At 68.6% G+C, this 7,047-nt stretch carries 6 protein-coding genes and 1 pseudogene; 4 read left to right on the top strand and 3 right to left on the bottom strand.

Annotation, left to right across the window (positions count from 1 at the left end):
- The first annotated feature begins 360 nt into the window (after nucleotides 1–360).
- The 4 genes from ACK4S2_RS15290 to ACK4S2_RS15275 are packed head-to-tail and all read left to right on the top strand — an operon-like array spanning nucleotide 361 to nucleotide 3,000.
- Complete coding sequence (locus ACK4S2_RS15290; RefSeq protein WP_409626311.1) at nucleotides 361–843, top strand: YbjN domain-containing protein; 483 nt, start codon at nucleotides 361–363, stop codon at nucleotides 841–843.
- Nucleotides 844–899: 56 nt separating this feature from the next.
- Nucleotides 900–1,712: a pyrroline-5-carboxylate reductase gene (gene proC, locus ACK4S2_RS15285; protein ID WP_409626305.1), complete on the top strand. Its 813-nt coding sequence runs from the start codon at nucleotides 900–902 to the stop codon at nucleotides 1,710–1,712.
- Nucleotides 1,709–2,044, top strand: coding sequence for a tRNA-binding protein (locus tag ACK4S2_RS15280; RefSeq protein WP_409626302.1), 336 nt, complete (start codon nucleotides 1,709–1,711; stop codon nucleotides 2,042–2,044). Before proC ends, ACK4S2_RS15280 begins: the two co-directional genes overlap by 4 nt.
- Before the next feature lie 41 nt (nucleotides 2,045–2,085).
- Nucleotides 2,086–3,000, top strand: coding sequence for a 2-hydroxyacid dehydrogenase (locus tag ACK4S2_RS15275; RefSeq protein ID WP_409626308.1), 915 nt, complete (start codon nucleotides 2,086–2,088; stop codon nucleotides 2,998–3,000).
- Nucleotides 3,001–3,018: 18 nt separating this feature from the next.
- On the opposite strand, the gene trpE is transcribed toward ACK4S2_RS15275, so the two are convergent.
- From trpE to ACK4S2_RS15260, 3 genes and pseudogenes are all read right to left on the bottom strand, one after another.
- Entirely contained in the window at nucleotides 3,019–4,524 is a 1,506-nt protein-coding gene (gene trpE / locus ACK4S2_RS15270; RefSeq protein WP_409626299.1) for an anthranilate synthase component I, read from the bottom strand.
- 5 nt (nucleotides 4,525–4,529) lie between these two features.
- Nucleotides 4,530–6,374 carry a SurA N-terminal domain-containing protein gene (locus ACK4S2_RS15265; protein ID WP_409626296.1) on the bottom strand — a complete coding sequence of 615 codons (1,845 nt, stop codon included), beginning with the start codon at nucleotides 6,372–6,374 and terminating at the stop codon, nucleotides 4,530–4,532.
- Between the two features lie 38 nt (nucleotides 6,375–6,412).
- Nucleotides 6,413–6,928, bottom strand: a pseudogene (locus tag ACK4S2_RS15260) (aminotransferase class I/II-fold pyridoxal phosphate-dependent enzyme); the annotation flags it as partial.
- Between the last annotated feature and the right edge of the window lie 119 nt (nucleotides 6,929–7,047).

The following is a 7,047-nucleotide window of genomic DNA, read 5'->3' as shown; positions in this document are numbered from 1 at the left end:
CGGGCACGAAGGTGGTGCCGGAACTGCTGATCCTGAACTTCGCGCCGGGAGGCGCAAAAGACCCTTGAACGGGGTATTCAAACGGCCCTGCAGCGCCCACTCTTGAAAACCGCGTTGCTGCCAAATCTGATGTCAGACAGTGCAAAATCTGATGTCACGCTTCACACGCTTCATTCACACTTCTTTTCCACAGCTTTCTTCGTGAAGTTTTTCTTTACAGGCTTTCGCTTCGCTGACACCATATCTAGTAAGTTCCGGCATGGGTTGCGCCGGGTCTTGCCGGAAGCCCAAGTTTGTGGGGCCGCTCATGCCCTCGAACGCAAGGGAAAGGGGGCGAGTGTGCCGGTTGCCGAGGACTTGATGCTTGCGGATGATGCCCATCCGATCGACGTGGTGGAAACGCTGGCCGCATACCACGCCTGGGATTTCGACCGCGTCACCGACGATCAGATCGCGATGGCCGTCGAAGGGCAATGGCGCACCTATTCGCTGACGCTGGCCTGGTCGGGCCGGGACGAGACGCTGCGCCTGATCTGCACCTTCGAGATGGAGCCTCCGAACGACCGCGAAGCGGGACTTTACGCGCTGCTCAACCGCATCAACGACGAATGCTGGGCCGGCAGCTTTACCTGGTGGGCAGAGCAGCGGTTGATGGTCTGGCGCTATGGCCTGGTGCTTGCGGGGGGCCAGGGCGCCAGCATGGAACAGGTAGACCGCATGATCCAGACCGCGCTGGCGGCGGCCGAACGGTTCTATCCGGCGTTCCAGCTGGTCAGCTGGGGCGGGCAATCACCCGAAGATGCAATGCGCGTGGCGATGACCGAGGCCTGGGGCCGCGCCTGATCGGCTTGCCCCAAGCGACAGTTGCCCTTAGGTTTGCGCAAAACCGGGGGGCAAGGATGGATTTCGGCGATATTTCCGCACGCGGACTGGTGCTGCTGGGCTGCGGCAAGATGGGGTCGGCGCTGCTGCAAGGCTGGTTGTCGCAGGGCCTGCCGGCCGCGGCGGTGCACGTGATCGACCCCGCGCCATCGGATTGGGTTCTGGCACAAGGGGTGCATGTCAACGCGGCCCTGCCGGACGATCCGGCGGTGGTCCTGGTCGCGGTCAAGCCGCAGATGATGGGCGCCGCCCTGCCCCGGTTGCAGGCCTTCGGCGGCGGCGCCACGCTGATGGTCTCGGTGGCCGCCGGCACGCGGATTGCGGCGTTCGAGGCGGTTTTCGGTGCCGCCACACCGATCGTGCGCACCATGCCCAACACCCCGGCCGCGGTCGGCCGCGGCATCACCGCGATCTGCGGCAATGCCATGGCCACGGCGGCGCATCTGGCGATTGCGGAAACGCTGATGTCGGCCGTGGGTCAGGTGGTGCGGCTGGACGGCGAACACCAGATGGATGCGGTGACGGCGGTTTCCGGCTCGGGACCGGCCTATGTCTTTCACCTGATCGAGGCGCTGGCGGCCGCCGGCGCGGCGCAGGGGTTGCCGGCCGACATGGCCATGCAACTGGCCCGCGCCACCGTCTGCGGCGCCGGCGAACTGGCCTGGCGCGCACCGGAAAGTGCGGCGCAGCTGCGCGTCAACGTCACCTCGCCTGGCGGCACCACGGCGGCGGCGCTGGCCGTGCTGATGGACCCCGACACCGGCTTTCCGGCCCTGCTGGCCCGCGCCGTGCAGGCCGCCACCGACCGCGGGCGGGAGCTCGGCGCATGACCATCGCCTACGACGATTTCGCCCGCGTCGATATCCGCGTGGGCCGGATCGCCCGCGCCGAACCCTTTCCCGAGGCGCGCAAGCCCGCCATCAAGCTCTGGGTCGATTTCGGCCCCGAGATCGGCGAAAAGCGGTCCTCGGCGCAGATCACCCGGCATTACACGCCGGAAACCCTGGTCGGGCGGCAGGTGCTGGCCGTGGTGAACTTCGCCCCCCGCCAGATCGGCAAGTTCCTGTCCGAAGTCCTCGTGCTCGGCCTGCCCGATGCCGACGGCGAGGTGGTGCTTGTCGGCCCCGACCTTGACATCCCGACTGGAGGAAAGCTGTTTTGACCCCCCGCCTGCTGATCACCCGCCGGCTGCCCGATCTTGTAATGTCGCGGGCGCTGACGCGCTATGATGTGACCTTCCGCGACGAAACCGCCGCCTTGACCGAGGCCGAGGCCGCGGCCGCCCTGCACGACTACGACGCCGTGCTGCCCACGCTGGGCGACCGGTTCACCCCCGATGTCTTTGCCCGCAGCGCCGCGGCGCGGTGCCGGATTCTGGCCAACTTCGGCGTGGGCTACAACCACATCGACGTGGCCGGGGCGCGCGCCGCCGGCATCACGGTGACCAACACGCCCGGCGCCGTGACCGATGCCACCGCCGATATCGCCATGACGCTGATGCTGATGACCGCGCGCCGCGCCGGCGAAGGCGAACGGCTGGTGCGCTCGGGCGCCTGGACCGGGTGGCAACCCACGCAGATGCTGGGCCTGCATGTTTCGGGCAAGCGGCTGGGCATCGTGGGCTATGGGCGCATCGGCAAGGCCATCGCCCGGCGGGCGCATTTCGGCTTCGGCATGCAGGTCAGCTTCTTCAACCGCTCGCCGGTGGCGGACCCGGGGCTGCCGGCCACCCAGGTGGCCACCCTGGCCGAGGCGATGGCGCAGGATGTGGTGATCGTCGCGGTACCGGGCGGCCCGGCGACGCGGCACCTGATCGGGGCCGCCGCACTGGCCGCCATGCCCGCGCATGGCATCCTCGTCAACATCAGCCGGGGCGACGTGATCGACGAAGCCGCGCTGATCGCCGCCTTGCAGGCCGGCAGCATCGGCGGCGCGGGGCTGGATGTCTACGAACACGAACCCGTCGTGCCCGACACGCTGAAGGCGCTGGACAACGCCGTGCTTCTGCCGCACCTGGGCACCGCGGCGCTGGAGGTGCGCGAGTCGATGGGCATGATGGCGCTGGACAACCTCGATGCCTTTTTCGACGGCCACGTCCCGCCGAACAGGCTGGGCTGAGGCCGCAGCGCGCCGCGCTCAGTTGCCGCGGCGCGCGAACAACCCGGCATCCTGCGCCGCGCGGCGCAAGGCGCCGGCCTTGTTCACCGTTTCCTCGAACTCGGCATCCGGGTCGCTGTCATAGACCACGCCGCCGCCGGCCTGGATGTAAAGCTGCCCGTCCTTGACCACGCCAGTGCGCAAGGCAATGCAGAAATCCATCTCGCCATTGGCGGCGAAATAGCCGACGCCGCCGCCGTAGACGCCGCGCTTTTCCGGTTCCAGCTCGTCGATGATTTCCATCGCCCGCACCTTGGGCGCGCCCGAAACCGTGCCCGCCGGCAACCCCGCCAGCAGCGCCGACAACGCATCCTCGCCGGGGCGGATCTGCCCCACGACGTTCGAGACGATGTGCATGACGTGGCTGTAACGCTCGACGATGAACTGTTCGGTCGGACGCACCGTGCCCACCTGCGCCACCCGGCCCACGTCGTTGCGGCCCAGATCCAGCAGCATCAGGTGTTCGGCCCGTTCCTTGGGGTCGGCCAGCAGGTCGGCCTCCAGCGCGCGGTCCTCCTCGGGGGTCTGGCCGCGCTTGCGGGTGCCGGCGATGGGGCGGATCGTCACCTCGCCATCGCGCAGCCGCACGAGTATCTCGGGGCTGGCGCCGACCACCTGAAACCCGCCGAAGTTGAAAAAGAACATGAACGGCGACGGATTCGTGCGCCGAAGCGAGCGGTAAAGTGCGAAAGGTGGCAGCGGAAAGTCCATCGCCCAGCGCTGCGACGGCACGACCTGAAAGATGTCGCCGGCGCGGATATAGTCCTTGGCCCTTTCCACCGCGGCCTTGTAGCCCTCGCGCGTGAAGTTCGACCGCAGCTCGCCCGCCGGGGCCGTCTCGCCCAGGTCGCGCTGTGCGGGGGGCGCGCGGTCGAGGTCGCGCAACGCATCCATCACCCGTTCCGCCGCCTGGGCATAGGCCGCCCGGGCCGACAGGCCCGAGGCGACCCAGGCCGGCGCAACCACCGTGACCTCGCCCCTCACCCCGTCCAGCACCGCCACGACCGATGGCCGCATCAGCACCGCATCGGGCAGGCCCAGCGGGTCGGGGTTGACATGCGGCAGCCGTTCGACCAGCCGCACCATGTCATAACCCAGATAGCCGAACAGCCCGGCCGCGATGGGCGGCAGGTCGGGCGGCATCCGAATGGCGCTTTCCGCAATCAGCGCGCGCAGCGTTTCGAACGGATGCCCCGGCAACGGGTCGAAGGCGGCGGAATCGTAGCGGGCCTGGCGGTTGATGCGGCTGGCCTCGCCGTGGCATTGCCAGATCAGATCGGGCTTCATGCCGACCACCGAATAGCGGCCGCGCACCTCGCCCCCGGTCACGGATTCCAGCATGAAGGTATCCGACCGCGCCTCGGCCAGCTTCAGCATCAGCGACACGGGCGTATCCAGATCGGCCGCCAGACGGGCATAAACCACCTGGTTCTGCCCGGCATTCCAGCCTTTTTCGAACGTTTCGAAGTCGGGGACCAGCGCCATCTCGGTTACCGCATCTGGGCGTGGACGGCGCCGATCACGGCTTCGTCCAGGGTGATCCTGGCGCCGGCTTCCAGCGCGGCCGAGAACAGCGCAAAGGCATCCTGCCCGATCTGCTGGCTGAACTGCGCCACCACGCCGGCCTTGACCGCCTCGGCCTCGGGGGCCGAATGGTCGGCCGGGATGATCCGGTCCAGCCGGACCAGGCCCACGAAATCGCCATCGACCACGGCTTTCAGTTCGTCTTCGGCCATGTCGAACACGGTGTTCATCAGGCTGCGCGGGGCTGCATTCACCTGGGCCCCGCGCGGCATGGCCTCGGCCACCTCGACGATCCCGAAGTTGCCCAGGGCCGCCCCGCCCGCCACGGCGGCCTGCACCTCGGCCAGACGCGCCTGCAACGCGCTGCGCACGGCGGCGGCGCGGGCGTGTTCGGCGACCTTGTCGGCAACCTCCTCGTAAGGTCGCAAGGCCGGCGGCAGCACGGCATCCAGCCGCAGCGCGGCGATGCCGCCATCGTCCAGCTGGAACACCTGGGGAAAGGTCTTTTCCGTCGCCTTGGCGGCTTCGGCGCGGAAGCGCGGATAAGCGGCGATGCCTTCGGCGGTGTCGGGTTCCATGTCGATCGTGCCCAGCGTCATGCCGGTTTCCTTGGCCAGGTCCTCCAGCGTCGCGCCACCGGCCAGCAGGTCGTCGATCTCCTCGATCCGGGTGGCGATCTGCCGGCGCGCGGCATCGAGCGAGAATTCCGACACCAGCGCCTCGCGCGCCTCGTCGAAGGTGATCTCCTGCGCGTCGAGGATGGCGTTCATCCGAAACAGCGCCGGCCCCAGCGACGAGGGCAGCGGGCCGACCACCGCGGGTCCGGTCATGGCGAACACGGTTTCGGCCGCCGCACCCAGATCGTCGCGCGCCACATCGCCCAGATCGACATCGGCCATGTCCAGCCCGCGTTCGGCCACCAGCGCCTCGAACGTCACTTGCCCGGCATCCAGCCGGTTGCGCGCGGCCTGGGCCGCGGCCTCGTCCGGGAACACGAGTCGCTCGACAAGCCGCCGCTCGGGTTGCACGAAATCGGACAGGCGCGCGTCGTAAAGCTTGCGCAACTCGGCCTCGTCCACCGGAACGGTGGCGGCAATGTCGTCGGCCAGCAGCGCGGCATAGGTGATGCGGCGGGTTTCCGGGCGGGTGAAGGCTTCGGGGTTGGCCGCGTGATGGGCGCGCAAGGCGGTCTCGTCCAGGTCGGGCACCGGGGCCGTCAGGTCGGCCTCGGTCAGGCGCAACAGCGAAAAGCTGCGGCGTTCCTCGATGAAGTCATAGAACGCCGCCGCCGCGGCATCGGGGCCGGCAAAGCCCGTGGCCACCGCCGTCTGCACCAGCCCGCGGGCCAGATCCTTGCGCACCTGGGCCTCGAACTCGGCTTCGGTCCAGCCGTTGTCCTGCAGCATGGCGGCATAGGTTGCCCGGTCGAAGCTGCCCGAGAGGTTGCGGAACGCGGCCATGTCGCGGATTTCCTGCGCCAGGCGCACATCGCCCACCGAAAGGCCCAGCCGCGCGGTTTCCGCATCCAGCGCGGCGGTGGTCACCAGTTGCTGCCGCACCGCCCGGTCCACGCCAAGCGATGCCGCCTCGGCAAAGGGCACGGCCCGGCCGGCCTGGCGCGAAATCGCGTTCATTTCCTGCCGCAAGGCGCGGAAATAGTCGTCGGTGGAAATGTCCTGCCCATCGACCGACCCGACCTTGCGCACGCCGCCGCCGAAATTCTCGATCCCGAAGCCGCCGAGCCCGATAATCAGCAGGCCCATCAGCACCCACATGGCCGTCTGGCCTGCCTTGCCGCCCTTGCTCGCCATTGCCGCCTCTCCTGCCCCGGGTCAAGTCCGCGCCTTGTCTATGCGGTGGCGGGCGCCGGGGCAAGCGTTCGGCGCAGCGGCAGGCGCAGCGCTGACAGGCGTTTGAACAGGGTGGCTATGCCTTCGGCATCGACGTTGGCAAAGGCGATGCGCATCTGCCGCGCACCGGCCGGGTCGGTTTCGGGCATGAACATGGTGCCGGGCAGCATCAACACCGCCTGCTGGCGCAGGATTTCGCGCGCCACCTCGGGCGAGGGCGCCGCGAACGGGTGCTCGGCATAGGCGAAATAGGCGCCGCACCCCAGAAGCCGCCAGCCCTCCAGCGCCGGAAAGCCCGCAACCATCGCCGCGCGCCGGGCCAGAATCTCGGCGCGTTCGCCCGCCACCCATTGCGCCAGGTTGCGCATGCCCCAAAGCGCGGCGATCTGGCCCAGCTGGCTGGGGCAGATCGCCACGGTATCGAGGAACTTTTCCACCTCGGCCAGCCGCGCGGCACTGGCCACGATGGCGCCGACGCGGTGGCCGGTCAGGCGGTAGGCCTTGGAAAAGCTGTAACAGGCTGCTGAAGAAGTCAGCCCTCGACCCGGAGTTAGGAACATGTTTCACCCTTTGCACGACAACGGTGGGGGTGATGATGCGCGGGACGGACGAGGCGAGCGGGTCGCTGTTCAGC

Source organism: Gemmobacter sp., from assembly GCF_046292685.1.
In the GTDB taxonomy this organism is placed as follows: Bacteria; Pseudomonadota; Alphaproteobacteria; order Rhodobacterales; family Rhodobacteraceae; genus Wagnerdoeblera.
Note: the sequence above shows the minus strand (reverse complement) of the source record. Positions and strands in the feature narration are given on the sequence as shown.

Coding starts and splice junctions, on each gene's coding strand:
- ACK4S2_RS15290 (WP_409626311.1), top strand. CDS start 361: ATGCTTGCGGATGATGCCCATCCGATCGACGTGGTGGAAACGCTGGCC.
- proC (WP_409626305.1), top strand. CDS start 900: ATGGATTTCGGCGATATTTCCGCACGCGGACTGGTGCTGCTGGGCTGC.
- ACK4S2_RS15280 (WP_409626302.1), top strand. CDS start 1,709: ATGACCATCGCCTACGACGATTTCGCCCGCGTCGATATCCGCGTGGGC.
- ACK4S2_RS15275 (WP_409626308.1), top strand. CDS start 2,086: ATGTCGCGGGCGCTGACGCGCTATGATGTGACCTTCCGCGACGAAACC.
- trpE (WP_409626299.1), bottom strand. CDS start 4,524: ATGGCGCTGGTCCCCGACTTCGAAACGTTCGAAAAAGGCTGGAATGCC.
- ACK4S2_RS15265 (WP_409626296.1), bottom strand. CDS start 6,374: ATGGCGAGCAAGGGCGGCAAGGCAGGCCAGACGGCCATGTGGGTGCTG.